The sequence below is a fragment of the Pseudomonas jinjuensis genome, from assembly GCF_900103845.1.
GTDB lineage: Bacteria > Pseudomonadota > Gammaproteobacteria > Pseudomonadales > Pseudomonadaceae > Pseudomonas > Pseudomonas jinjuensis.
In genome coordinates this window covers 63,167-88,535 of the sequence record NZ_FNIJ01000012.1, presented here as the reverse complement: position 1 = coordinate 88,535, position 25,369 = coordinate 63,167, and the positions used below count along the sequence as shown (strand labels likewise).

Annotated in this window: 20 protein-coding genes; all 20 read right to left on the bottom strand. The window is 58.2% G+C overall.

The annotated features are described in order from the left end of the window. Window positions 1–233 precede the first annotated feature (233 nt). The gene (gene cysC, locus BLR75_RS17545; RefSeq protein ID WP_084311695.1) at window positions 234–848 is read right to left on the bottom strand and encodes an adenylyl-sulfate kinase; all 615 of its coding nucleotides are present in this window, start codon (window positions 846–848) and stop codon (window positions 234–236) included. 140 nt (window positions 849–988) lie between these two features. Next, the gene (locus tag BLR75_RS17540; protein ID WP_084311696.1) at window positions 989–2,380 is read right to left on the bottom strand and encodes a sigma-54-dependent transcriptional regulator; all 1,392 of its coding nucleotides are present in this window, start codon (window positions 2,378–2,380) and stop codon (window positions 989–991) included. Then, window positions 2,377–4,179 (bottom strand): sensor histidine kinase, encoded by a 1,803-nt coding sequence (locus tag BLR75_RS17535; protein WP_084311697.1) that lies wholly within the window; start codon window positions 4,177–4,179, stop codon window positions 2,377–2,379. The genes BLR75_RS17540 and BLR75_RS17535 overlap by 4 nt, the downstream gene beginning before the upstream one ends. Window positions 4,180–4,211: 32 nt before the next feature. Beyond that, entirely contained in the window at window positions 4,212–4,781 is a 570-nt protein-coding gene (gene rfbC / locus BLR75_RS17530; RefSeq protein ID WP_084311698.1) for a dTDP-4-dehydrorhamnose 3,5-epimerase, read from the bottom strand. Beyond that, window positions 4,781–5,662, bottom strand: coding sequence for a glucose-1-phosphate thymidylyltransferase RfbA (rfbA, locus tag BLR75_RS17525; RefSeq protein WP_084311699.1), 882 nt, complete (start codon window positions 5,660–5,662; stop codon window positions 4,781–4,783). Before rfbA ends, rfbC begins: the two co-directional genes overlap by 1 nt. Continuing rightward, complete coding sequence (gene rfbD / locus BLR75_RS17520) at window positions 5,659–6,567, bottom strand: dTDP-4-dehydrorhamnose reductase (RefSeq protein ID WP_084311700.1); 909 nt, start codon at window positions 6,565–6,567, stop codon at window positions 5,659–5,661. The genes rfbA and rfbD overlap by 4 nt, the downstream gene beginning before the upstream one ends. Further along, complete coding sequence (gene rfbB, locus BLR75_RS17515) at window positions 6,564–7,622, bottom strand: dTDP-glucose 4,6-dehydratase (RefSeq protein ID WP_084311701.1); 1,059 nt, start codon at window positions 7,620–7,622, stop codon at window positions 6,564–6,566. Before rfbB ends, rfbD begins: the two co-directional genes overlap by 4 nt. 438 nt (window positions 7,623–8,060) lie before the next feature. Then, the gene (locus BLR75_RS17510) at window positions 8,061–9,170 is read right to left on the bottom strand and encodes a glycosyltransferase family 4 protein (RefSeq protein ID WP_084311702.1); all 1,110 of its coding nucleotides are present in this window, start codon (window positions 9,168–9,170) and stop codon (window positions 8,061–8,063) included. Then, window positions 9,167–10,312: a glycosyltransferase family 4 protein gene (locus BLR75_RS17505; RefSeq protein WP_084311703.1), complete on the bottom strand. Its 1,146-nt coding sequence runs from the start codon at window positions 10,310–10,312 to the stop codon at window positions 9,167–9,169. Before BLR75_RS17505 ends, BLR75_RS17510 begins: the two co-directional genes overlap by 4 nt. After that, on the bottom strand, window positions 10,313–11,209 hold the full coding sequence (locus tag BLR75_RS17500; protein WP_084311704.1) for a GDP-mannose 4,6-dehydratase: 897 nt from the start codon (window positions 11,207–11,209) through the stop codon (window positions 10,313–10,315). Beyond that, window positions 11,209–12,240 (bottom strand): GDP-mannose 4,6-dehydratase, encoded by a 1,032-nt coding sequence (gene gmd, locus BLR75_RS17495; protein WP_084311705.1) that lies wholly within the window; start codon window positions 12,238–12,240, stop codon window positions 11,209–11,211. Before gmd ends, BLR75_RS17500 begins: the two co-directional genes overlap by 1 nt. Before the next feature lie 72 nt (window positions 12,241–12,312). Beyond that, the gene (locus tag BLR75_RS17490; protein ID WP_084311706.1) at window positions 12,313–13,656 is read right to left on the bottom strand and encodes a UDP-glucose dehydrogenase family protein; all 1,344 of its coding nucleotides are present in this window, start codon (window positions 13,654–13,656) and stop codon (window positions 12,313–12,315) included. Between the two features lie 34 nt (window positions 13,657–13,690). After that, complete coding sequence (locus tag BLR75_RS26565; protein ID WP_139207041.1) at window positions 13,691–15,940, bottom strand: hypothetical protein; 2,250 nt, start codon at window positions 15,938–15,940, stop codon at window positions 13,691–13,693. Next, a complete protein-coding gene (locus tag BLR75_RS17485) occupies window positions 15,937–16,809 on the bottom strand; it encodes a hypothetical protein (RefSeq protein ID WP_084311707.1) in 873 nt (290 codons plus the stop codon). Before BLR75_RS17485 ends, BLR75_RS26565 begins: the two co-directional genes overlap by 4 nt. A 7-nt stretch (window positions 16,810–16,816) precedes the next feature. Beyond that, window positions 16,817–17,449 (bottom strand): class I SAM-dependent methyltransferase, encoded by a 633-nt coding sequence (locus BLR75_RS17480; protein WP_084311708.1) that lies wholly within the window; start codon window positions 17,447–17,449, stop codon window positions 16,817–16,819. Continuing rightward, on the bottom strand, window positions 17,446–18,441 hold the full coding sequence (locus BLR75_RS17475; protein ID WP_084311709.1) for a glycosyltransferase family 2 protein: 996 nt from the start codon (window positions 18,439–18,441) through the stop codon (window positions 17,446–17,448). Before BLR75_RS17475 ends, BLR75_RS17480 begins: the two co-directional genes overlap by 4 nt. Next, window positions 18,438–21,557, bottom strand: coding sequence for a glycosyltransferase (locus BLR75_RS17470; RefSeq protein ID WP_084311710.1), 3,120 nt, complete (start codon window positions 21,555–21,557; stop codon window positions 18,438–18,440). The genes BLR75_RS17475 and BLR75_RS17470 overlap by 4 nt, the downstream gene beginning before the upstream one ends. Then, entirely contained in the window at window positions 21,557–23,272 is a 1,716-nt protein-coding gene (locus tag BLR75_RS17465; RefSeq protein ID WP_084311711.1) for a class I SAM-dependent methyltransferase, read from the bottom strand. The genes BLR75_RS17470 and BLR75_RS17465 overlap by 1 nt, the downstream gene beginning before the upstream one ends. Then, window positions 23,269–24,486, bottom strand: a complete 1,218-nt coding sequence (locus BLR75_RS17460; protein WP_084311712.1) for an ABC transporter ATP-binding protein — start codon at window positions 24,484–24,486, stop codon at window positions 23,269–23,271. Before BLR75_RS17460 ends, BLR75_RS17465 begins: the two co-directional genes overlap by 4 nt. Further along, the gene (locus BLR75_RS17455; protein ID WP_084311713.1) at window positions 24,483–25,277 is read right to left on the bottom strand and encodes an ABC transporter permease; all 795 of its coding nucleotides are present in this window, start codon (window positions 25,275–25,277) and stop codon (window positions 24,483–24,485) included. Before BLR75_RS17455 ends, BLR75_RS17460 begins: the two co-directional genes overlap by 4 nt. Between the last annotated feature and the right edge of the window lie 92 nt (window positions 25,278–25,369).

The window sequence follows — 25,369 nt, the reverse complement described above, 5'->3', positions numbered from 1 at the left end:
GCGCGAAATGCTGGCCATTTGTCTCTAAATAGCGAATAGCACTTGATGCGATATTAGTTACAGCTATTAGTTATTTATCGAGGAGAAAAAACAGGAATAAAGAAGGAAATGTCTGTCGGCATGGCGCGCCGGAAGAAGTGTGCGGAAGCGGTGGATGGTGAATATTCGAAGTATTTCCGGGAGGGGCCGGCGCCTGCGGACGTTGCGCAGGCGCATGGGGAAAACGGGATGGCTCAGCGCTGCGGCGGTGCGATTTCCAGCGCGGCGAGCAGGCGGGACAGGCATTGGTCGAGGGAGAGTTCGCCGGTGTCCAGGCGCAGCGTCGCGGCCAGCGGCGCTTCGTAGGGGGCGCTGATGCCGGTGAAGTCCGGCAGGTCGCCGGCCCGGGCCTTGCGGTAGAGGCCTTTCGGATCGCGCTGTTCGCAGGTCGCCAGGGGCGTGCTGACGTGCACTTCGAGAAAGCGCCCCGCACCGATGATGCGCCGGGCCATTTCGCGATCCTCCCGGTAGGGGGAAATAAAGGAAGAAACGACGATCAGCCCGGCGTCGTTCAGCAGGTGCGCCACTTCGGCGATGCGCCGGATGTTTTCCGAGCGATCCGTGGAGGAGAAGCCGAGGTCGCGGCAGAGGCCATGGCGGACATTGTCGCCATCGAGAACATAGGCAAGCCTGCCGCGCTCCATCAGGGCCTTTTCCAGGGCGAAGGCGAGGGTGGACTTGCCTGAGCCGCTCAGGCCGGTCAGCCAGACGGTGGCCGGCTTCTGGCCGAGCAGGACTTGTCGGTGGTGGGAAGTGACCTGGCTGGAGTGCCAGACCAGGTTCTGCTGGGTGTGGACAGGTTCGTGCATGAGGCCCCCGGTGGTAGCGAAAAGCGCCGGTGTACCTGTCCTTCATATCGCCCGTCTTGATGCGGCACGAGGCCGTTCCGCCGTGATCGACTGCCGTTGACGGATGTGTGAACGGATTCGCAGATCGAGCAGGGCAGTGGCTACTGCTCGGCGTCCTCCGCTCCCGCGCCGCCGCCGGAGAACAGCAGGCCGTGCTTGCGCAGCTTGTCGTGGAGAGTCTTGCGCGGCACGCCAAGGGCTTCGGCGAGGCTGCGCATGGAGTTGTGCGGGCGGGCCATTTCCGCGGCGATCAGCGAGCGCTCGAAAGCTTCGACCTGCTCGCTGAGACCGGCGCCGGCGTGAACCTGCCCGGCCATCTGCACCGCATTGTCCAGATCGAGGTCCAGCCCCAGGGCGAAGCGTTCGGCGACGTTCTGCAGTTCGCGCACGTTCCCGGGCCAGCCGTGGGAGAGCAGTTGCCCGCGCTGCGCCGGGTCGAGGCTGCGCACCGTCAGGCTGTGACGCTCGGCGGCGCGTTCGGCGAATTGGTGGAACAGAAGGAGGATGTCGTCGCCGCGTTCGCGCAGCGGCGGGATGCGCAGGCTGGCGACGTTCAGGCGGTAGTAGAGGTCGGCACGGAAGCGCCCCTCGTCGGCGGCCAGGCGCAGGTTCTCCTTGGCCGCGGCGATGACGCGGATGTCCAGCGGGATCAGCTGGTTGGAACCGAGCCGTTCGACCACCCGCTCCTGCAGCAGGCGCAGCAGCTTGACCTGCACGTCGAGGCTCATGCTCTCGATCTCGTCGAGAAACACGGTGCCGCCGTTGGCGAATTCGAACTTGCCGATGCGGCGCTTCTGCGCGCCGGTGAAGGCGCCCTGCTCATGGCCGAACAGCTCGCTCTCGACCACCGACTCGGCCAGGGCGCCGGCGTTGATCGCCACGAACGGGCCGTTGCGCCGGGCGGAGAGGTCATGCAGCGCGCGGGCCACCACCTCCTTGCCGGAGCCGGTTTCGCCGAGGATCAGCACGTCGGCCTGGATCGAGGCGAGGGCGGCGACCTGTTCCTGCAGGCGCTGGATGCCGGGCGACTGGCCGATCAGGCGGCCGCGCAGTTCCTTCTGTTCGGACAGCGCCAGGCGCAGGCTGCGGTTGTCCAGCACCAGGCGGCGCACATCCAGGGCGCGGCGCACGCTGTCCAGCAGGGAGTCGCTGGGGAAGGGCTTTTCGAGGAAGTCGTAGGCGCCGGAGCGCATCGCCTTGACCGCCAGCGGCACGTCGCCGTGGCCGGTGACCAGGATCACCGGCAGGTCGGCGTCGATGGCGTGCAACTGTTCCAGCAACTGCACGCCGTCGATGCCGGGCATGCGGATGTCGCTGACCACCACGCCGGGCCAGTCGCGCGCCAGGCGCACGTCCAGCTGGCGCGCATCGGCCAGGGCGGCGACCTTGAAGCCGGCGAGGTCGAGGGTCTGGCTGAGCGCCTGGCGCAGGTGCGGATCGTCGTCAATCAGCAGCACCTGGGTTTCCGGGGCGAAGGGTGCGGCAGGGCTCATGCGCGGATTTCCTCCTGGGGCGTCGGCGATACGCCGGGAACGCCCGGCAGCAGGTGCAATTGTACGAGAGCGCCGCCCTCAGGGTGGTTGCCCAGTTCGAGACGGCCGCCGAGGGCGCGCAGCAGGGTGTCGCAGATCGCCAGGCCGAGGCCGAGCCCCTTGGCGCTGGTCTTGGTGGTGAAGAAGGGTTCGCGGGCGTGGGCCAGCGCCTCCTCGGAGAAGCCCGAGCCGTTGTCGCGCAGCTGCAGGGTGATGGCTTCCGGCGTCTGGCTGGCGGTCAGCCAGATGCGCCGCGGCGGCGCGGTTTCGCTGAGGGCGTCGAGGGCGTTGGAGAGCAGGTTGGTGAGGATCTGCCGCAGGCGCGTCTCGCCGGCCTGCACCCACAGCGCGGCATCCGGCAGGTCGCGCAGCAATTCGACGTTCATCGCCCGGCGGCGCTGCGCGACCATGGCCAGGGCATCGTCCAGCGCCGGCTGCAGGGCGACGTTCTCCGGCGCGCGCCGCGCCCCGCGGGCGTAGGCCTTGAGGTGGGAGATGATCGAGGCCATGCGCTCGGTCAGCTCGCTGATCTGCTGCAGGTTGCCGCGGGCGTCGTCGATGCGCTGGTGATCGAGCAGCACGCGGGCGTTGTCGGCATAGCTGCGGATCGCGCCCAGCGGCTGGTTCAGCTCATGGCTGATGCTCGCCGACATGGTGCCCAGCGCGGTGAGCTTGCCGGCCTTCACCACCTCGTCCTGGGCGTGCAGCAGCTCGCGCTGCGCCTGTTCGCGCTCGTGTACTTCCTCCTGCAGGCGCTCGTTGGCCGCCTCCAGCTCGCTGGTGCGTTCCAGCACGCGGATTTCCAGCTCGTGCTTGGCCTGGGCTTCCAGTTCGATGCGTTCCAGATAGTGGCGGCGGCTGATGTTCAGCAGGGTCAGCAGCAGCAGCAGGGCCAGCAGCGTGGCGCCGCCGATCAGCAGGACGTTGCGTACCGGGTTGTCCACCAGCGTGCGCGGGCTGTAGATACTCACCGTCCAGCCGGTCTCGGACAGTCTGCGGCTCTGGCTGATCCAGTCCTTCTCGCGAATCCGCAGCGGCTGCGGATGCACCACCGGGTAGGGAATGTTCTCCGCGATCTCCCGCTGCTGCGCCGGCGACAACTCCCGGCTGGCACGGAAGCGCCACGCAGGGTTGGACGACATGATCACCACGCCCTTGTCGTCCTGCACCATCAACTGCTCCGGCGTGTTGCCCCACAGCCCTTCCATGTGCTCCAGGTCGACCTTGACCACCAGCACGCCGAGCAGCCTGTCGCCCTCGCGCACCTCGCTGGCGAAGAAGTAGCCACGCCGGTTCGACGTCGTCCCCAGCCCGAAGAACCGCGCCAGCTGGCCGCGCAGCGCCTCCTTGTAGTAGGGGCGGAAGGAGAAGTTGTGGCCGACGAAGGTGTCCGGCTGGTCCCAGTTGGATGCGGCCTGGGTCATGCCGTCCGGGAGCATCAGGTAGATCACGTCGGCGCCGGTGCTTTCACGGATTTCCGCCAGCTTGCCGTTGGCCGCGGCCTGCGCTTCCTTGCTGGCGGGCTGCTGCAAGGCTGCCCGCAGGGCAGGCAGCTCGCGCAGGATCGGCGGCAGGTCCTGATAGCGCCGCAGCGTGCCGAGCAGGTTGGCGACGTAGAGGTCGAGGGTCTGCTGGTTCTGCTGGGCCAGTTCTTCGCGGTAGTGGCGGTCGGCGAAGTGGTGGAGGGGCCAGAGCAGCGGGGCCAGGACCAGGAACAGCAGGACGGGGGAACTCCAGCGGGAGAGCGGGAGGAATGTCATGGGAATCGTCGGGCTCCGCGCCAGTGGATGGTTCAGGGGGCGATGGGGGGCGTGGCCTGGTCGAACACTTCGCTATCCCGCAGGTATAGACCCTGGCGGTCCTTGTCCGACAGTTCGGGAACGCCGTCGAGGGGCCAGTCTATGGCGAGGTCGGGATCATTCCAGGCGATGCATCGTTCGTCCGCCGGCGACCAGAAGTCCGTGGTCTTGTAGAGAACCTCGGCGCTTTCGCCGAGGACGAGGAAGCCATGGGCGAAGCCTTCCGGTATCCACAGCTGGCGCTTGTTGTCGGCGCTGAGGATTTCTCCCACCCATCTGCCGAAGGTGGGGGAGTTCCTGCGCAGGTCCACGGCGACATCGAATACCGCGCCGGCGATCACGCGATTCAGCTTTCCCTGGGGGTGGCGGACCTGATAGTGCAGGCCGCGCAGCACGTTGCGGCCCGAGAGGGAATGGTTGTCCTGCACGAATGGCCGGGTCGGGCCGACGGTGGCTTCGAATCTGCGCTGGTTGAAGCTTTCGAAGAAGAACCCGCGTGCGTCGCCGAAGACCTGGGGTTCGATCAGGACGACATCCGGGATAGCGAGACGTGTAGCTTTCATCAGAAGACGGTGTCCACCAGCAGGCGTTTCAGGTATTGGCCGTAGCTGTTCCGTGCCAGCGGCTCCGCGAGGGCTTCGAGCTGTTCGGCGCTGATCCACTTCCGGCGGAAGGCGATCTCTTCCGGACAGGCCACCTTCAGGCCCTGGCGGTTTTCCAGGGTGGCGATGAACTGGCTGGCGTCGAGCAGGGATTCGTGGGTGCCGGTATCCAGCCAGGCGTAGCCGCGTCCCATGATTTCCACCGACAGTCTGCCCTGTTCGAGATAGGTCCGGTTGACGTCGGTGATCTCCAGTTCGCCGCGGGCGGAGGGCCTGATGCTTCTGGCGATGTCCACCACCTGCTGGTCGTAGAAGTAGAGCCCGGTCACCGCATAGTGGGATTTCGGTTTCTTCGGCTTTTCCTCGATGCTGACGGCCCTGCCGTCGCCATCGAACTCCACGACGCCGTAACGCTCCGGGTCGTGGACGTGGTAGGCGAACACGCTGGCGCCGGATTCGCGCTGGGTCGCGTGCAGCAGCAGTTCATGCAGGTCGTGGCCATGGAAGATGTTGTCGCCGAGTATCAGCGCATTGAGGTCGTTGCCGATGAAGGATTCGCCGATCAGGAAGGCCTGGGCCAGTCCGTCCGGGGATTCCTGGAATGCGTAGTGCAGGTCGAGGCCCCACTGGCTGCCGTCGCCCAGCAGTTGCTGGAAGCGGGGCGTGTCCTGGGGCGTCGAGATGATCAGGATCTCGCGGATACCGGCCAGCATCAGCGTGCTGAGCGGGTAATAGATCATCGGCTTGTCGTAGACCGGCAGCAGTTGCTTGGAAATGGCCAGCGTCGCGGGATGAAGGCGGGAGCCGGTGCCGCCGGCGAGAATGATGCCTTTGCGCTTCATGGGGTTTCCTGTTCGGCCAGTTCCTCGAGCATGCGCAGGACATGATATTCCCAATGGGGCAGCGTCAGGCCGAAGGTGCGCTGCAATTTGCGGGTGCACAGGCGCGAATTCGCCGGGCGCCGGGCTGGCAGCGGGTATTCGGCGGTGCCGATGGGCAGGATGTGCTCCGGCCGGGTCCGCAGGGCAATGCCGAGGCGGATCGCCTCGCGGACGATGAACTGTGCATAGCCGTGCCAACTGGTTTCGCCGCTGGCGACCAGGTGGTAGGTGCCCTGGGCGTGCGCGGCGAGGTCGGCGTCGTGCTGCAGGCGATGCAGGATCAGGGCGGTGACGTCGGCAATCAGCTCGGCGCTGGTCGGTGCGCCTATCTGGTCAGCGACGACCTTCAATTCCTCGCGTTCCTTGGCCAGACGCAGCATGGTCCTGGCGAAGTTGCTCCCGCGCGCGGCATAGACCCAGCCGGTGCGGAAGATCAGATGCCGGCAGCGGCTGTTGCGGATGGCCTGTTCGCCTTCGAGTTTCGTCTGGCCATAGACATTGAGCGGGCCGGTAGCGCTTTCCTCTTCGAATGGCGCGTTGCCGCTGCCGTCGAATACGTAGTCCGTCGAGTAGTGCACCAGCAGGGCATCCAGGTCATGCGCGGCGGCGGCCAGCACCGCAACCGCCTCCGCGTTCACCCGGCGCGCGTTGGCGGCATCGCTTTCGGCCTTGTCCACGGCTGTGTGGGCGGCCGCATTGACGATGATGTCCGGCTTCTCGGTGCGGACCCGTTCCGCCAGTTGCTGCAGGTCGGAGAGGTCGCACCGCTGGCGGTCGCAGGCGATCAATTCCCCCAGCGGGGCGAGCGATCGCCGCAGTTCCCAGCCGACCTGGCCGTTGGCGCCGAGAAGAAGAATCCTGCTCATCGGTATTGCCTGGCGACCCACTCACGGTAGGCGCCGCTGGTGACGTTTTGAACCCAGTCCTGATTGTCCAGATACCAGCCGATTGTCTTCCGGATACCCGTCTCGAAGGTTTCCGCCGGCTTCCAGCCCAGCTCGCGCTCCAGCCGCGAAGCGTCGATGGCATAGCGCCGATCATGCCCCGGACGGTCCGCAACGAAGCGGATCTGCTCGCGATAGCTCCGGCCGTCGGCCAGCGGGCGCTTCTGATCAAGGATGTCGCAGACGCTGTGCACGACTTCCAGGTTGGTCTTCTCGTTCCACCCGCCCACGTTGTAGACCTCACCGATCTGGCCCGCCTCCAGCACTCGCCGGATGGCGCTGCAGTGATCCCCTGCATATAGCCAGTCGCGAACCTGCTGGCCGTCGCCGTAGATGGGCAGCGGTTCACCCGCCAGGGCGTTGTGGATGACCAGCGGGATCAGCTTCTCGGGAAACTGATAGGGTCCGTAATTGTTCGAGCAGTTGGTGGTCAGCACCGGCAGCCCGTAGGTGCGGTGATAGACGCGGACCAGGTGATCGGCCGCGGCCTTGGAGGCCGAGTAGGGACTGTTCGGCTGGTATCTGTCGCCTTCCCTGAAGGCGGGATCGTTCGGCCCGAGCGAGCCGTAGACCTCGTCGGTGGAGACATGCAGGAAGCGGAAGGCGGCCTTCTCCGCCGCGCCGAGAGTGCCCCAGTAACCCCGCACCGACTCGAGCAGATGGAACGTCCCGACGATATTGGTCTGGATGAAGTCCTCCGGAGCGTGGATCGAGCGATCGACGTGCGATTCCGCCGCGAAGTTGATCACGGCCCGCGGCCGGTGCTCAGCCAGCAGACGATCCACCAGCGCGCCGTCGCCGATATCGCCATGCACGAAGGTATGGCGCGGGTTCCCTTCCAGGCTGGCGAGGTTCTGCAGGTTGCCGGCGTAGGTCAGCTTGTCGAGGCTGACTACCGGTTCGTCATGGCTGGCGAACCAGTCCAGCACGAAGTTGGCGCCGATGAAGCCGGCGCTGCCGGTTATGAGGATGGTCATGGTTGCGTTGCCTGTGTGGCGTGGCGCCGATCCGCCAACTGAAAGGCCTGCTTCATGTTGCTCATTCTGGGTGGTTTGGCGGAGAGGGAGTAGATCTCCGACGAGAACGCAGAGCTTGTGCTAGCAGATTGGCGCTTGTGAGCCGGTTTAGGGGCTTTTAGAAAGTCTATCAACATCTCCGATGCATACGCGCTGGCTGCTATGGATATGAGCGGCCTGCATCGCTTGAGGCGGCTCGGGCGCTGGTTTTTGGAAGCGCCCTTATAGTGTGGTCGGAGGAAGATGACCTTCCACTTCCAGATGTGATCTCAAATTCGGAAATTGACTATCTTTCCAGATATAGAAAATAAATCCCCTTTGAACGAAAGAAAGTCCTCTGTCTTGGGTATGCTCCGGGCCTCAGGCTCGCGCGATTTCGAGTGTGATTACGCAATAAACTCACAGAAGATTTTGATATAATTTGGCATAGTCATTAATCATTCTTCTGGCTGTGAACAGTTCATCGAAACGTTTGCTGGCGCCATGGCCAAACTTTGCCGCATCCTCTGGAGAATTCCAGAGCGACTTCATCGCTTGCTTCAGCGCCTGTGGATCTCCCGGCGGAACGACTAATCCGGTTTCACCTGCGCGATTGATATACGATGTTCCCGTTCCTATTTCACAGGAGATCATCGGCTTACCATACATCGCGGCCTCAAGAAGTGATATTCCGAATGCTTCTGAACGCAAGTGGGAGGGGAAGACAAATGCGTGGCAAAGGGTGAGCAACGCTGCCTTGTCTTCATCTGGAAGAGGGCCTGGGAAATGAACATTGTTTAATCCAAGGTTCGTAGCTTGATTTCGTAGGTCTTGTTCAAGTGGCCCGCCTCCAATAATTACGATTGGCCAATTCTCTCCCTTGGCGGCTTCCAAAAGGAAATTCAGGCCCTTGTAGTAACGCATGGCGCCGACAAACAGGAAGAAGCGAGGCCCCAATCGACTGCGCCAGTGCTCAATTCTTTCAGGCGAGGGTGATGGGTATGTTGATCTTTCCAATCCGTAAGGAATTATCCGCACCTTGGAGGAGTGCTGTGCCAAGACCGGACTGGTAGCTACATAATTAGGAGAAGAGGCCACGATGCAGTCGACGCTTTTTAGGAAGCGATGCATCATTGGCTGATAAAGCCATAGTAGACTCTTCTGTTTGACGATGTCGGAGTGGTAGCTGACTACAGTTGGCTTTTTCACTCCAGTGGTAAAATGCAGGAGATCCATGAAAGGCCAGGGGAAATGGTAGTGAACTATGTCTACCTGTTCCACAAGTTCGGCGAAATCTCTTACGGCCGCCAGTGAAAATCCGGTCGATGCAAGTTGAAGGTCCAGCTTGGAGCGATGAGTGAAGTGGTTAGCTATCAATTCGTTTCGCGCTGAACCTCGGCGGCTCAAGTACAGGACTTCGGGCTGGATCCCTTGCTTAACCCCTCCTTCGGCAAGTTGATATATTACCTGCTCAATTCCCCCCATTGTTTCCGGGTAATAGGTCTTGAAGAAATGAAGAACTTTAATCATTGGCCTTCCAGTACTTTTTGGTAAACCTTCACCGTCTGGAAAGCACAATGCTGCCAAGAAAATGAAGCTGCGTGAGCCAAACCTTGGGGAATTGCCGTTGCGCGCCAGTCTTCGTCCTGAAGACCTTTCAGCAGCAGCCCTGTCAACGCGTCGACATCCAATGGCTCGCACATCAGTGCTGCTGGGCCGGCTACTTCCGGCAAAGATGAACTGTTCGAGCAAATGACAGGTACACCCGAACTCATAGCTTCCAGAACAGGTAAACCAAAGCCTTCATAGAGGGACGGGAACACAAACAATCGTGTTCCGGAATATAGGAGCGGCAAGTCTTCGCCTGGAACGTAGCCAAGATAGCGAGCCCATCCTTCACGTTGCGCTTGCGTGATTCGGTCATGAACGGGCTCGTTCTGCCAGCCTTGGTACCCTGTAAGAAGTAGCGGCCATCGCTGACGTATGCCAATAGGCAATCGACTATAAGCGTTCAGCAATGTCTCGATATTCTTGCGAGGCTCGATAGTGCCCACAAAAAGGCTATAGCCGCCTGGCTTCAGGCCGTAACGTGCCAACGGAGCTTGCAATGACTCGTGGCTGCGGGGATGGAAGTCCTCGGAGCTGGCCAGGGGAACCGCGTGAATACGATCCAGGGGCCAGGAAAAGTATTTGGAAAGCTCATGGCGGGTGTATTCGGAATCTGTAATCAGCGCATCCGCCCGGGTCAGAGTTTTCTGCAATTCCTTCTGCAGATAGCGGAGGCGTTGAGGAGGATGGCAGTCTGGCCAGGTGAAGGGCGAGAGGTCATGGAATGTGGCCACGGTCCGCCCAGGAAAGGGGGGGATGAAGAAGTTCGGACCGTGGTACAGATAGTCCTCATGGCCTCGCATTGCCCTCGCTCTGAACAGGGGCATCAATAAGCGATATACCTCTATGGCAAGGGCGCTTTTCTGTATGGTGCGTTTGAGTCCATAACCACTTCCGGATTTGTCAGTGGGGACAGGGAGCTCCGACAGGAAACGCGCCCCTGAGAAAAGCTTCAAATCGGATATATCAGGATTATGCTGAAGTCTCCGTGCCAGTTCGTAGGTATATCGACCAATACCGGTAAGTGGAAATCGGACCGGCTCAACAGACAGCACTAACTTCATTTATTCAGCCGCCAGCATCCAGCGCAGGGTTTCATCCAGAGGCGGCGTATCCCAGTCGTCGAGCAGTGCGCGTAGCCGTGACGCATCGCCAGACAAGGTTTTGACTTCATTCGATCGAACGAATGCCGGGTTGACCTCGACTCGAAGTTGATGCCCGGTGATCGCCTGACACATGGTCAGCACCTCACGCAGAGAGTGAGTACGACCGGAGCAGACATTGATGATCTGCCCCAGGGGCCTGGACTCGATGAGCCCACGGTAGGCGCTGACCACCGCCCGTACATCGCTGAAGTCACGCCAGACATCGAGGTTACCAAGTTCGATCTTCTCCGCCTTGCGGCGGAAGTGAGAGACGATCTTGGGCAACAGGAAGTTCTCTGCCTGTCCCACTCCGGTGTAGTTGAACGGACGGGCGATCACAATCGGTAACCGTTCCTGCCAGAGCTTCGCCATGTATTCCATGGCCAGCTTGCTCACTGCGTAGTCATTCGCCGGTTCCGGTTGGGTTTCTTCGGTAAGCACGCCTGCAGAGGCATTGCCATAGACGTTGGCACTGCTGGCGAGGAGAACGCAGTCCGGAACCTTGCCGGAGGCGTCGATTGCCTCCAGCAGGTTGCGGGTGCCAACCAGGTTGACCTGGTAGAAGGCGTTGGCATCGCCATGGGAAACGAATGCCAGGGCGGCGAGGTGCACCACCAGGTCCGGCTGGACCGATTTCATCAGTGCCTGTAGCGCATCAGAATCGGTCAGGTTGGCCTGGTGATAGTTGGCTTCGGAGCCCGGATGGCTCCCCACGCCGATGACTTCGTATCCGTTCGACTCGAGTTCGGCTGCCATATAGCGGCCGGTAAAGCCATTGATACCTGTAATCAGTGCACGCTTGCCGCCGGTAGCCATCAGAAAGAGAACCCCTGTTCGTTACGACGCAAGTCGGCCTCGACCATCATGCGGCACAGCTCTTCCAGGGTGGTCTTCGGTGCCCATCCCAGTTTCTCCTTGGCTTTGAGTGGGTTGCCGATCAGCAGATCCACTTCCGCAGGACGATAGAACTTCGGGTTGATGGCAACTATGACCTTGCCGGTTGCGGTATCGATCCCTTGTTCCTGTTCGCCAGTCCCTTTCCACTCCAGGGCAATATCCACGGCCTTGCAGGCCAGGGAGACGAAATCTCGTACGGTTTCCGTACGGTTGGTGGCGAGTACGAAGGTGTCCGGCTCGTCAGCCTGCAGCATTCGCCACATGCCTTCGACATATTCCTTGGCAAAGCCCCAGTCGCGCTTGGCGTCGAGATTGCCCAGTTCAAGACGATCCTGCTTGCCCAGTTTGATCTTGGCGATGGTGTCGGTGATCTTGCGGGTCACGAATTCGCGTCCACGCAGCGGCGACTCGTGGTTGAAGAGAATGCCGCTGGAACCAAAGATGTCGTAGGACTCGCGGTAGTTGATTGTCATCCAGTGGGCATACAGTTTGGCGACGCCGTATGGGCTGCGCGGATAGAACGGTGTTGTCTCCGTCTGGGGGATGGCCTGCACCTTGCCGAACATCTCGGATGTGGAGGCCTGATAGAAGCGAACCTTCGGATTGACGATGCGGATAGCCTCAAGAAGGTTCACTGCACCAATGCCCGTGATTTCTGCAGTGGTGAGAGGTTGTTCGAAGGACACGCCGACGAAGCTCTGTGCGGCGAGGTTGTAGACCTCTGTCGCTTCGGTTTGCTGCAGCAGGCGGATGCTGGCGGAAAGGTCGGTCAGGTCATATTCGACCAACTGCAGGTTCGGGTGCTTGTCGATCCCAAGTTCTTCGATGCGCCAGAAGTTGACTGAGCTGGTACGGCGGTAGGTGCCAAAGACGGTGTAACCCTTTTCCAGCAGCAGTTGCGCAAGATAGGCGCCATCCTGACCGGTAATCCCTGTAACGATCGCTTTCATCTTTGTTCCTCACAAAAACTTCTAGGTGCTGTATTTCAATGGCGATCCGATTCTGGATCGCGGACATGCTGCTTATAAAGTTGGTTCAAGCGAATCGCCGCGTCCCACGGCGAGGTAGCGCAATCCGTGCCGGCTTGGCTCTCGCGGATCATACAGATTGCGCCCGTCGACTATCACTGGCTGGGCCAGCGCACTCTTGAGCCAACCGAAATCCAGGGTGCGAAACTGCTTCCACTCTGTGCAGATCACTAATGCTGCTGCGCCAGGAACCGCCGCATCGCGACTCTCTACCAACTCGAAGTCGTCCCTTTCGCCATAGATGCGCCGCGCTTCGTCCATGGCTTCTGGGTCGTAGGCCCGAACTATGGCACCTGCGGCCCAGAGCGCTTCGATGAGACTCCGGCTGGGCGCTGCGCGCATGTCGTCGGTATTGGGTTTGAAGGCCAGCCCCCAGACAGCAATGGTCTTGCCCTCCAGATCGCCAGCCAAGGCTTTGTTCAGTTTGCTGAAGAGCACGTTCTTTTGCCGGTTGTTGACGTGTTCGACCGCGTGCAGCAAGTGCGCCTCATAGCCGACCTGCTCAGCGGTTCGCGCCAAGGCCTGTACGTCCTTGGGGAAGCAGGAGCCGCCGTAACCACAACCCGGGTAGATGAAGTGATAGCCGATTCGGGGGTCTGATCCGATGCCCTTCCGTACCTGTTCCACATCTGCGCCCAGGCGTTCGGCCAGGTTGGCGATCTCGTTCATGAAGCTGATCTTGGTGGCGAGCATGGCGTTTGCCGCGTACTTGGTGAGTTCGGCGGAGCGCACGTCCATGAACATGAGCTTGTCGTGATTCCGGTTATAGGGGGCGTAGCATTCTCGCATACGCCCGCGCACATGCTCCGAATCCGTGCCGACCACGATACGAGAACCCTTGGTGAAGTCGTCGATGGCCGCGCCTTCCTTAAGGAACTCCGGATTCGAGCAAACGTTGAACGTCAGTGCGGAAGCCCTGCTTTCGAGTCCGGCTTGTATGGTTGCTTGTACCTTGTCGGCGGTGCCGACGGGCACGGTGGACTTGTTGATCACGATCTTGTGATCTTGCATGTACTGGCCAATGGTCTTGGCTACAGCGAGCACATACTGCAGATCGGCGGAGCCGTCCTCGTCAGGCGGAGTGCCTACGGCGATAAACTGCAGTTCGCCAAAATCGACACCCTTCGCGGCGTCTGTGGTGAAGCGCAGGCGGCCTTCCGCGTGGTTGCGTTTCACCATCGACTCTAGGCCGGGCTCGTAGATTGGAATGATGCCCTGTTCGAGGTTGGCGACCTTTCGGCTGTCAATATCTACACAAATAACGTGGTGACCGACATCGGCTAAGCAAGCGCCGGTAACAAGGCCAACATAGCCTGTCCCAAAAATTGTTATCTGCATCGTTGGCTCCCATTTCGGCCATGATGTTGATTGTCTATTTAGAGATGTCTAGTTTGTAGAGGGAGATTCCCAAGACTCGATTGTCATTTCCACCATTAAGAGCTTTAGGGGAAATTGCTTTCGGTATAGTGATAGCTAAATCACGGTAGTCTTCTTTGCTGGACAAGGATAGAACGATCTTCTGTAAAGCGCCGCTGTTGACTGAGAGCGAAGGTATCGCTTCGCTCTTGGTGTCTGAATTTACCCATTGGAAGTGCAGGTGAACAGGCCTGTTGGTCGAAGCGCCATAGACAGCGAACTTTACCGAAACTCGACATTTATCTGTCTTGCAGGTGAGTGGCCGGTAGATTCTGAGTGTGGCCTTGCCACTTGACCAAACGTTACTTTCCTCAATCGCATACCATCCATCCGCAAGGATGAATGGAAGAGCACAGCTTTGAGGTCCGGCAGTTACCGGATAAATATCATGGCAGATATTTGTGGCCATTTCTTCTGGCAATGGGAGGTTGGAAGTTTGTATCTCTTTGAGTCTGGCGATCGAGTAGTATTTTCGCGATTTTACTTCAATGATCCCGGAGGCCAATAGCTTTTCTATTATTGGTGAGAGACTATCTTCAAACTTGGTCTGTGCTGGCCAGGAGTAGAAGTCTTGGTGAAAGTCTATGTGAGGAAAAATCACAGCGTCAGCTTGTTTTCTGATGAGAAGCTCCAAGGTGCTTGCTACCAGGCGGTTGTCTATTCTTCCGTTTGGTAGGTTTTTGATCGCCGGCGGCCAGAACTGTCTTGCTATTGCAACGTTTTTGTCACCTCCGATGTTGTATGTTTTTATTCCTGAGGCTGGGGAGATAAAAGTTGCTATGAAGTCGTTTCTGTAGGGTAGATAGGCAACTATCTCATTGTCGGTTGTGTCTTGGTTCAGGGGGGTGACAAGATCTCTCTCAATTCCAATAAATCCATTGCGGTGGGATTTATAGGCCGCGAATTTCTGCTGGATATGGGGGAGATTGGATGTAATAATGAAAATAGAAGCAATGAGAATTAGCTTCTTGTGGGAATTGTTTTTTTGATCGGATAAAGAAATGACAAGTATCATCCAGAGGCCGAATATGCCAAGTGCAGTCCATCGGTAAGCTGCGCGCATATTGTTGAACCCCGGAAGATTCTCAGATATCAGCGCTGAGCCGGTAGGTGCGATGGCTGCACTCGCCGGCATTTCTGCTCCAGCAATGCCAAGTTTTTCGGTGTTTATTTTCAGGCTCGGCCCGAGCGACATGTAAAAGCCGAAGAGTGATAGAAGCAACATTGCATTGAGTAGCCGGCTTTTCTCCTTTGAGAATATCCAGGTAATCAGGCCTGTAATAATAATTGGAAGTGCGAATGTAGTATTCCAGACCGAGGCGTCACCGAACAGATTATCCGCTGTCCGTGTTACGCTTAGATTGAGCGCATCCCAGAGCCAATTAATGCCTTTGGTGGGTGCCAGAAAATAGAATATGTCCGCCCCCCAGCCTCGGAAAAAATCCATTGAAGCAGGCTCGAAATGACTTTTTCCTATATAGGCGGTATACAGATAGTATGCGATTCCGAAGCTTATGATGTGTGTGGGTAAGGCGAACAGAATCGTGCTGCGGCGCGTTGAGCGATTAAATAATGTGCAAGCCCCCATGATGCTGGAGCCGACTGCGAACATCATGAACGTATAGCCGTCCATGAAAATAGATACCAAGCAGCAGCTCAAATACAAAGTGATGGGTAATATTCGTTCCTTCGCATGGCTTTGGGGGACAATGAATAGTTGGATTGCTGCGTAGAAATATAGTGATAGGAGAGCGATGCCCGAGGCGAGCATTGAGAAATCTTGGTGTGCCCATATTATGGGCTGGCTCGTCCAGAGGACTGAAAGAAGAGTCCTCACATATGGGGTGAGATTAAATTTTTTGCAAATTGCAGAGCATGAAATATAGGAGATTATCAACCAAAACGCGACAGTTGTTGAGTATGCGTCTTGCGGCGACATTCCAAACTTAATAAGGGCGCCCATCGGGAGTGCGCCTGAGAGGCCGAATGCTATTCCGGCAGGATTCGGAAAGCCTATGTTGTTGGCGTATATTGATAGGATTGGTGCGTTGGATAATGAGATTGCAAATCCAGATGTCCAAATGGCTTGTCCAAACGTTGGAACGGCAATGTAAGGGATTGCACCATTTATGATCAGAATGAAGGATATGGCAACAAGTGTTACCAGGTAGCTTTCTTTGAGTGATTTTATTTTAAAATTCATCATGCTACCGCTTTTTCTTTAAACAGAAATGCAAACGCAAAAAAGAGTAGGTCGCCTACTACTGTCACTATTCGGCCCAGCAGGATCGCCAGCAACAGGTCCGTTCCGGCAACAGCGTCACCCATCAGAAGAAGCAACGCCAGTTCGCGAACGCCCACCCCGGCTGGTGCACCTGGAGTAACCAGGCCAACCAGCCATGCAATGACAAAGGCTCCTGCAAAGAGAGGCCAGGCCTGGGCCTCCAGTCCGGCGTCTCCCGTTACCAGTTCCAGTAGGCAGTAGAAGAGGCTGCCTGAAACGGACAGGAAGCCCACGTACCAGCAAAACGCGATAGCGATATCGGGCTTCGAGAGGGCTTTGGCGATAATGACGGTGGTGCTGACTGCAAGCAGAAACGCGCTTACTGCCAGGTAGCCGGGGACTGCAGAAACTACCAAGGGCAGCGTCAGGAGTCCGAACAGGGCTCCGGCGTAGCAGAGGATTGCGAGTTCCCAGAACGCGGACTTCGCAAGCGTCCAGGCAGGATATCCGGCGGCCATGCCGAGTCCCTGCCTTCCTGCAAGATGGAAGATGTTACCTGGGAGATACTTGCCGAGCTGGGTGATTCCGTAGGTTCGAATCCCCCAGTTCCTATCGGCAGATGTGCCGAGTTGTCGGAGTATTCTGAGCCAGGCAAAGGCAAGTGCGAGATTGGCTGCGCCATACAGCATGGACAGACCGAGAGCCTCCGCCCATCCATGTAGGTCGAGCTGAGAAAAGTCGATCTGTCCCGAGTAGTCCTTTAGCCGGAGTGCTACGAACACGATGCTGAATATCGCCAGCCCGCTGCCCAGCCAATGCAAATAGCGCTTCAGATTTGTGCCGGCCTTCATGCCTCCATTACCTGGGCTTGCACAGGAGCATTGTCCAAGGTAGGGGACTCCTGACTTCGAGGACATCGAAGTAGCGCGACACCAGGGAAATGAAGCCTTTTTGCGACCAATGCTGGATGTGGCCGGGTGTATTGCCGAAGTCCGCGATGTACTTGCCACGGACGAGGTTGAGGGCACACCAGATTGGTTCCCTCGGAACGCTCAGTATCAGGTGGCGGCCCACGACTCGCTGGAGGGCTTCAAGCCCTTGCTCGGGATGTTCCAGGTGCTCCATGACCTCGCAGCAGACGACCAGATCGGCAGAGTCGCGACCCGTCTCGATGTCATAGATGCTGCGTGCCTCGAACACTGACGAAGGCAGATTACGTTCCGTGGCGTTGGCGCGGGCGATATCAATGGCCTGGGTGGAGAAATCGCTCCCGCGCGCATTCAACCCCTGCTCACGCCAGCGCATTACCCAGAAGCCTTCTCCGCAACCAACCTCGTGAATGGATGTAGGTTGAGCCTTGGCCACCAGTTCGGAGAGCGAGTTGTCAAAACCCGCCATGATCTTGCGAACGATGGGATTTTTCGAGTTGTACTTGTCGTACGCGTTGCCGACTACGATGCCATCTTCTTTGAGGCCGCCAGAGATTCTCATGCCTGCTCTCTCTTTTCCGAGGTCTTGTTCGTTTCAGTGCTGGTAGCGGGCAGTTGCGTGTCCGCAACCCGGAGCATCCGGTAGCGCACGTCTTCCATGAGTTTTCGATTGGCTGCCAGAAGATCGGTCACGAAGGCAGTAAGGAATGTCTGGAATCCCATCACCATCAATACCGCCGCGAGAATAAGCGACTGGATGTGGCCATCCCCTTCACCGCCGATGTATTTCCAAAGGAATCGGAGGCCAATGATGAAACCGAGGGTGAACAGCGCAACGCCGATCGAGCCGAAGAAGCGAAACGGTCGATAGATCACGAAAATCCGAATGATGGTGACGATTGAGCGCTTGATGTACGACGGGATGCTTTTCACCAGCCGGGATGGCCGCAGGTCGTCGTTCACCCGGATCGGGACCGAGGTAATGGCCATGTTCTTTTGGCCCGCCTGGATAATGGTTTCCAGCGTGTAGGTGTAATCGCTGAACACCATCAGACGCTGTGCGGCGGTACGGCTCATGGCCCGGAACCCGCTAGGCGCGTCAGGAATGCTGGTCTTGCTCGCGACCCGAACGACCCAGCTACCGAGTTTCTGCAGCAGCTTCTTGACTGGTGAGAAGTGTTCGATGGTCTCGATGGGGCGGGCACCGACGACGATATCGGCCTTGCGTTCGAGAATGGGGGCCGTCAGTGCAGGTATGTCTTCCGCGTTGTACTGGTTATCCGCGTCGGTATTGACGATCACGTCGGCACCGAGCCGCAGGCAGGCGTCCAGGCCTGTCATGAAGCCACGGGCCAGGCCCTGGTTACGCGTGTGGCTGACAACATGGTCGACGCCACAGGCTTTGGCTACCTTCACGGTATCGTCACGGCTGCCATCGTCGATGATCAGCCACTCGACGGTTTTGAACCCCTGAACCTGGCGTGGCAAGGCGGCTAGCGCAATGGCAAGGGTACCTGCCTCGTTGTAGCAGGGGATCTGAATAATCAGTTTCAAGCCGAAGTTCCTTTTTTTGTTAGGTGCTCTGCTTTGTAAATCTGAGCGGTGGTTGGCGGCTGGTCTGCCAGGAGCGCGGACGTGAGCTGTGCAGTGGCCTGTTGCCAAGTCAGCCAGGGCATGTCGACAGACTTGGGATGGCTACCGAGCCTTTGAAGCCCCAGCCAAGCCACGATTGCGTCGCTGAGATCTTTTGCCGAGTGCCCGCTGAAATAAAACGCATGCTCTCCCGCAACCTCGCGGAATACGGGCAGATCTCGCGCAAGTATCGGGAGCTTGTGCTGCGCCGCTTCGATGAGGGGCAACCCGAACCCTTCTCCCAGGGAGGGGGCCAGCAAGCAGGACGAATTGGCGTAGACCTTCAACAGGTACTCATCGCTGATGCCCTCCAGCCAGTGCAGCCGGTTGCCCAGTTCGGGGTGTTGCCGAAAGCGAGCGGCCAGCGTATCGACCATCCAGCCTTCCTTCCCAACCACCACCAGATTGAAGTGGCAGCCTTCGGACCAGAGTCTCTCGAAAGCATCCAGCGCTTGTCCGTGGCCCTTGCGTGGCTCGACAGTGCCGACCATCAGGAAGCTCGGGGCACTGGAAAGCCTTTGCAGCAAGTCCTGGGCGTTTTCGGGCAGGCCGGAGGAAGGGGACGAGGTGTCCAGGTCGGCGCCCAAATGGAACCACTGGATATCCAGGTGGGGCGTGCGTTCAGGTACGTTCTCTGCGACCCATTCTGCGAGGTCGTGTGCCACCGCTTGGGAAATGCAGATCGCTGAGTCCGCCTTGGCGACGACTTTCAGCCAGTCGGCATGGCCTTCCTTGAAGCCTGGTGGATAGATGTTGTCTAACTGGACCGGAATCAGGTCGTAGACTACGAAGGACACCTTCACGCCGCGATTCTGGAGGTCACGGTAGACGCCTTCGCGGTCTGCCTGGATCACATAGCCGCCGGCAAGATCGAGACCGAGCAGGATGTCGCCTGGTTGTGCCTCGATGCGATTACTGCCAATCCAGCCTCTCGCCAAATTGAGCAGGCCAAGTGTGTAGTCGTGGGCATATCGATAATGCCAGGCACCATGGTCTTCGCTGAGATATACCGGCTCGACGCGGAAACCCTCCGGTGGTGCGTCGATCAGGGCCAGGGTCAACGCCCTGACAACGCGCTGAATACCGGTTTTGAAGTCATCGCGTGCAACTACCGATACGTCGAGGAACAACGTGCGAGAGGGTCGCCGACGAGGAAAGTCCAGCGCCAGTACGCGGCTGAGCTCCTTCAGTTGGTCTTCGCTCGGGTTGGGGGGGAGTGCCTGAGCCAGCGAGGACACCAAGCTCCGGGAACCGAAGGCGTTCTTCCGGCAAAAGGTCTCGATGCTTTGTGCATAGCCCTCGGCACAATGCGCCGGGTCATGGACGGTATGTAGAAACTCCTGGGCGCGACGTGCAAGTGCCTGGCGCTCGTCGGGATGCAAACGTAGAAATTCCAGTTCTGCGGTCAATTCGGAGTCGAAGAACTCATCCGGAATCTTGCGAACGACGTCGCCCGGGATATCCGCCATGGAACCATTGGCGTTGATCACGGTGGCAATTGCGTAGTTCATGCAGTCGAGCACCGCGGCAGATGTTTCGCCACGCGAGAGGGTTCGCAGTTGAACGGCAACATCCGCTGCAGCCAGATAGAGGCGATAGGTATTCGTATCGGTCCAGCCGCTTATCCGGACGTTCCCGGATTTGCCGTATTTGCGGACACGCTCGGAAAGCTCGTGCGCGTAAGGGGAATCGTCCGTGTCGCCGACGTACACCAGCTTGCAGCGCTTGTCACCTCTGAGTACCGAAGAGGCTTCCCAGGCATCGAGCAGGCGATGGTTCTGCTTGGTCTTGCCGACGAAGCCGAAACTGCAAACGAGAAAATCGTCTTCCGAGATGCCCAGTTCCTTGCGAGCTTGCGCTCGATCAAGCTGCTCAGCAGGATGGCGCAGAAGGGGGATGACGCTCAGGCCGTTTTCCAGACCGTACCACTGCTTGGCAAGGCGCCTAGAATTTTCCGAGTGGACGATGACGCCAAATGCCTTCTGCAGAACGCTGAAGTTGCAGGGGTAGCGGAAGACAACAGGTTCATCGTGTTCGCGAGAACGTTCATGAATGGCCTTGTACCCATGTGCAAGATAAAGCTCGTTCCACAATGAGTTCCTGGCGAAACCATGGGTTTCCCGGTACCACTGCACCCCGCTGAGGAAGAAGTCATGGAGTACCACGATGCCGGGGAAGCGCTCGAGCAACTCGAACATTTTGACGTGCATTGGGTTATTGCCGAAGTGGTACAGGATCCTCTGATACCGATGGCCGCATTCTTCAAAGTCCTCCATCGACAGCACTTGGCAGTGTTCGCGAATCCAGTCATCGCTGATCTCCGCCTGATCCACCACGACGTCTATGTCGTAATAGCGCGCCAGGAACGGGATAAGTTCCGCGCTGTAGTCAGCAATACCTGAACGTTCAGGAGGCAACGGTGAGATATAAGCCATCCGGGGCTTGCGTAGTTCGAGCGTGTTGATTTCTATGGGGGTGGGGTGATGCCCTTCCGTTGCCGCCATCAATCGATCGAGCAGGCTCTGCGTCGGCTCAAGGCAGATCAGTTGGGAGGCAGATCCTGTGTCGCTCGGGTTTTTCAAGTTGCCCTGGTTTCCGGTGGTCAGAATCAGATCGAAGGATCTGGTGGCAGCGCGTAATGCAGGCGTATCGAATTTCTGTTCAGTGAGAAAACCCAACTGGAATGCTCTGGAAGCATCGGGAAGGCGGCCAAGCGCTTGAATATCCGCGGACAGATCGGTCAGCAACAGGAGGTCTGGTTGCAAGTTGGCGATGAATGCCTGGTGGATGAGTTGGTCCAGTTTGGCATTGGTCGCCTGGCCACATGGCGAGAGCCAGACGCGGATGTTTTCCGGGCGCACGTCGCTCGCCAGAGCTCGCCTGATGGGAAGAATGCTCTCCTCGTACCGGCTGTTCAGGACCAAGAGCAGATCATGCGCAGTTGCTTGGCGCGCGACTGTTTTGACGGATTCGAGTAGTTTGCTCTGCGCTGCGGGAAACTCAGCCTGGAGGCCTTGCAGGTCAATCACAATTCGCATTACAGGCTTCCTGGTTTTTGCTGCTTGATCGCGTCGTTAAGTTCATGGAAGTAGCGGCGAGCCTCTGCGGATAGGGCTGACAGATCAGGGCCTCTTGGCACTCCGCCGGTCTGGTCCAGGCCTTCCTGTTCTGGAGTTGAGTACCCCTCATGCATCGCCAGGTTGGTATCGACCGGTGGGAAATAACCGATCAAATTGCGCCGCTTGGCAAAGAGGCGCAGATGGTGATGCAGCTTGGGATGACGCTGGAGTATGCGGGCTAGCCTGGTGCGAAGCGCGGGGCGCTCCAGGACTGTATGCATGGCCAGATGTAGGAAGGGTCGTGCAGTCGCTTTGATCAGTCTGACCGGAAGGCTGGCAATCCGGCTAACCGCGTGCGAGAGCGCGCGCAGCGGCCAGGTTATGCGCCACGAGGTGCTAGTGAGCAATGCCTTGACGTGTTGCTCCTGTGCAGCGGCCTGCTGCCACCAGTGATGGGTATTGCCCAGTGCTTCGTTCAGTTGGTGCTGGATGGAGTGCATGCGTTCTTCCAGGCTGACCAGGGACGCATGGAGGCCGCGCTTGTAGGTCTCTGTATTGAGCAGATCCGAATGGATCTGGTGCTTGTGATGCGTGACTTCGGAAAGTTCTACCGTCAAACCTTCGAGCTGAAGGTTCAGCGCCTTCAATTGTGTCTTCAGGTGGTCGATCCGTTCGCTGGCCCCGGCAAATTCGCGTTTGACTTCTTCACACTCGTCTTTCAGCATCTCGGCGTGGCATTTCACTTCGCTCAATTCCGAATCGAGTAGTGCCTTTTGCTCCTCGACCCGTGTAAGTGCCTGCTCGAGTAGTTGACGGGCATGCATGTCCTCGGCAGATATCTGCTCCAGTAGCTCTACCCTGTTCTGGAGTTGTTCCATCTGGCCGCTGAGTGCCGCTTCCTTTTGAGTGTTGCTGTCCACTTTCTCGGCAACTTCCCTGATGCTTGATTTCAGCCCGCTATCGTAGCGCCATGCCAGCATGTCCAGTGCCAGCCCGTATTCCTTCGCGAATGCTTCATCGAACAGCGCAAGTTGTTCGTCGATTGCTGCCTTTTGGGAAACGATTGCATAGTCCGGACTAGCTCCACCCAGGACGTGCATCAACTCCAGATTGGTTTCAGTTGCCAGTTGTGGCGGTTCTTGCAAGCGCAAAGTCTTGGTGCGTTGGAATCCGGAATGCTCCGCGAGGAAGTTCAGTACCAGATGTGGAATGGGGCGCTCGTGGGTCGGGTCCAAGTAGAAGTTGTTGGTGCCGACCACGAGGTTTTCCGGGTTGGGCGTCTCCAGGATCAGAAGGCCCGCAGGTTTCAGGGTGCGCAGAGCGTGGGCCACCAATGTCTGCAGGCTGGAAAAGGGCATGTGTTCGGCGATATGGAACCCTGAAACCACAGATAGGCTGGCATCTGGCGTGCTTTCGAGTGTGGTCAGGGCATCGGCCAGCTCGGCAGGCAGATTGAGTGCTTGGCATGCATCCAACATGCCTTCATCCAAGTCTACGCCGTGAGCCTGGAAGCCATCCTCTAGTAGCACTTCGAGCCATTCGCCACGGCCGCATCCCAGATCAAGCGCCTGGTTTTCCGCGTAAATCTGCTTCAGGGGTTGAAGAAACGGCAGATAGACCTGCTGCCGTTGTTTGATCAGTTCACGGGAGCCGCGAAGGCGATCTTCGAAGGCGCGATAGAAGGAGGTTGTCATCGATTGCACTCCACTTCGGGGGGCATCCAGGCCAACCCAACAAACTCTTTTTTAGCGATATTAACTACATTGAAAACTAGCGCCAGATCGCACCATTCATAATTGCAGTTGATGTGTGTGTCTGCAGTATGCAGGGCCACTGCAACTGAATATGATCCGACGCCCAGATTGGCGGGGAAACTGAATCGATATTCTACGTACTCTCCGGCCTGGAGCGATTTCAGTTTGCAGCCCAAATGATGGGTGTTGGTTCCGAATACCGATTGTCCTACTCGATCCTTGATCGTATATCCAACAACCAGTTCAGGGATTTCATCTTTGACAAGTGTTTTGATATGCAGTGAGACGGGTTCTCCCACGGAAACAAATTCAATAGGTTCACCCCTTGCATTGTGAAGGCTCACCGACTCAATACTTGCTGCACCGTTCCCGGATCTTGTTTGTACCCGTCCATTTTGGAGACTTTGGGTACTTACGGTAACATTTTCCCTTTCAGCAATGATGGCGTTATAGAAATCCATCACTTCTTCCGGCGCCCCATCCTTGATGATGCTTCCTTTTTCCAGCAGGATCGCCCGGTCACACAACGACTGAATTGCTCCTCGATCATGTGAAACGATCAGAAGCGTGGTGCCCTGTTTCTGGAACTCGCGAATACGATCGAAGCTCTTGTGCTGGAAATAGCTGTCGCCCACTGAGAGCGCTTCATCAACGATAAGAATTTCCGGACGAAATGCAGTCGCTACGGAGAACGCCACCCGCATTTGCATGCCGCTCGAGTAGGTCCGCACCGGTTCGTCGAAGTATTCGCCAATTTCTGCGAATGCCTCGATGTCTCCTATGGCCAGATCGATCTGTTCCGCGCCGAAGCCCATCAAGCCAGCGGCGTGATAGACGTTCTGGCGGCCTGTCAGTTCAGGATTGAAACCCATGCCCAGTTCGAGAATTGCGGCGATGCGGCCGTTTATCTGGATGGACCCCTCGGTGGGTTGGAGGGTGCCGGTGATCATCTTCAGCAAGGTCGATTTGCCGGCGCCATTCTGACCAACGATGCCAATGGCTTCTCCGGGCTCGATGGAAAAGCTGATGTGCCGAAGTACCCAATGTTCTTCCGTGGGCTGGATTGGAAGATTGAACCAGCGGGCAATGCGCTGCCATTCCGAACGATAGCTACGGTAAGCCTTTCCCAGGTTCTTTACGCTCAGCAGGCTCATAGTACGTCCACCATTTCCGCGCTGGCTTTGCGGAATACGAACAGGCCAAGCCCGAGAAGCGACACGCTGATCAGCACAATGGAAACCAGTGATTCGAAATGCGGCGTTTGCCCGTACACGAGCACCGCATGGTAGGCCTCTACCACCGGATACATGGGGTTATAGCTGAGATACACCTTCAGCCACTCCGGCAGGATGGTGGCGGGATAGACGATGGGAGTGAACCAGAACAGGACCTGCAACACGATGGGAATGACCTGGCCGAGGTCGCGCATGAAAACGTTGAACACCCCCATTACCAGGCCGACGCCCAGGGCGAACGCTAGGACGAGCGCTGTCAGGGGAATCAGCCACAGTAGCGTCCAGGATGCCGAGTGTCCCAGCAGGAAGATCACCCCCAGCGTGGCTACGGCGAGGAAGAAGTTGTTCATGAGGCTGGAGCCCACCACGATCGCCGGCAGGGTGATGCGCGGGAACATGATTTTCTTCATCAGGTTGCCGTGCTCGAGGAAGACACCTAGGCAGCGATTGACGACTTCTGCGAACAGACTCCAGGCGAGAATACCTGCCATCAGGTAGATGGCGTAGGCGTACGGGTTGTCGATACCAGGCAGCTTCGCGGCAAGGACGTTGGACAGGATCATCGCGTAGATTGCGACCTGGACCAGCGGGTGAATGATTATCCAAAGGGCGCCCAGCTTGCTGCGGGCGAACTTCGCGGTGAATTCGTTTCTGATCGAGGAAATAACAAAGCCCCGGTAAATCCAGAGGCTTCTCAACATCGCATACATATCGGCTCCAGGACGGCCCCTCACACTGGATGGTGATCGGGAAGGCGCCGGGGGTCATCCTGGGCCTTCCAGTTGCAAAACTAGCGCGGCTG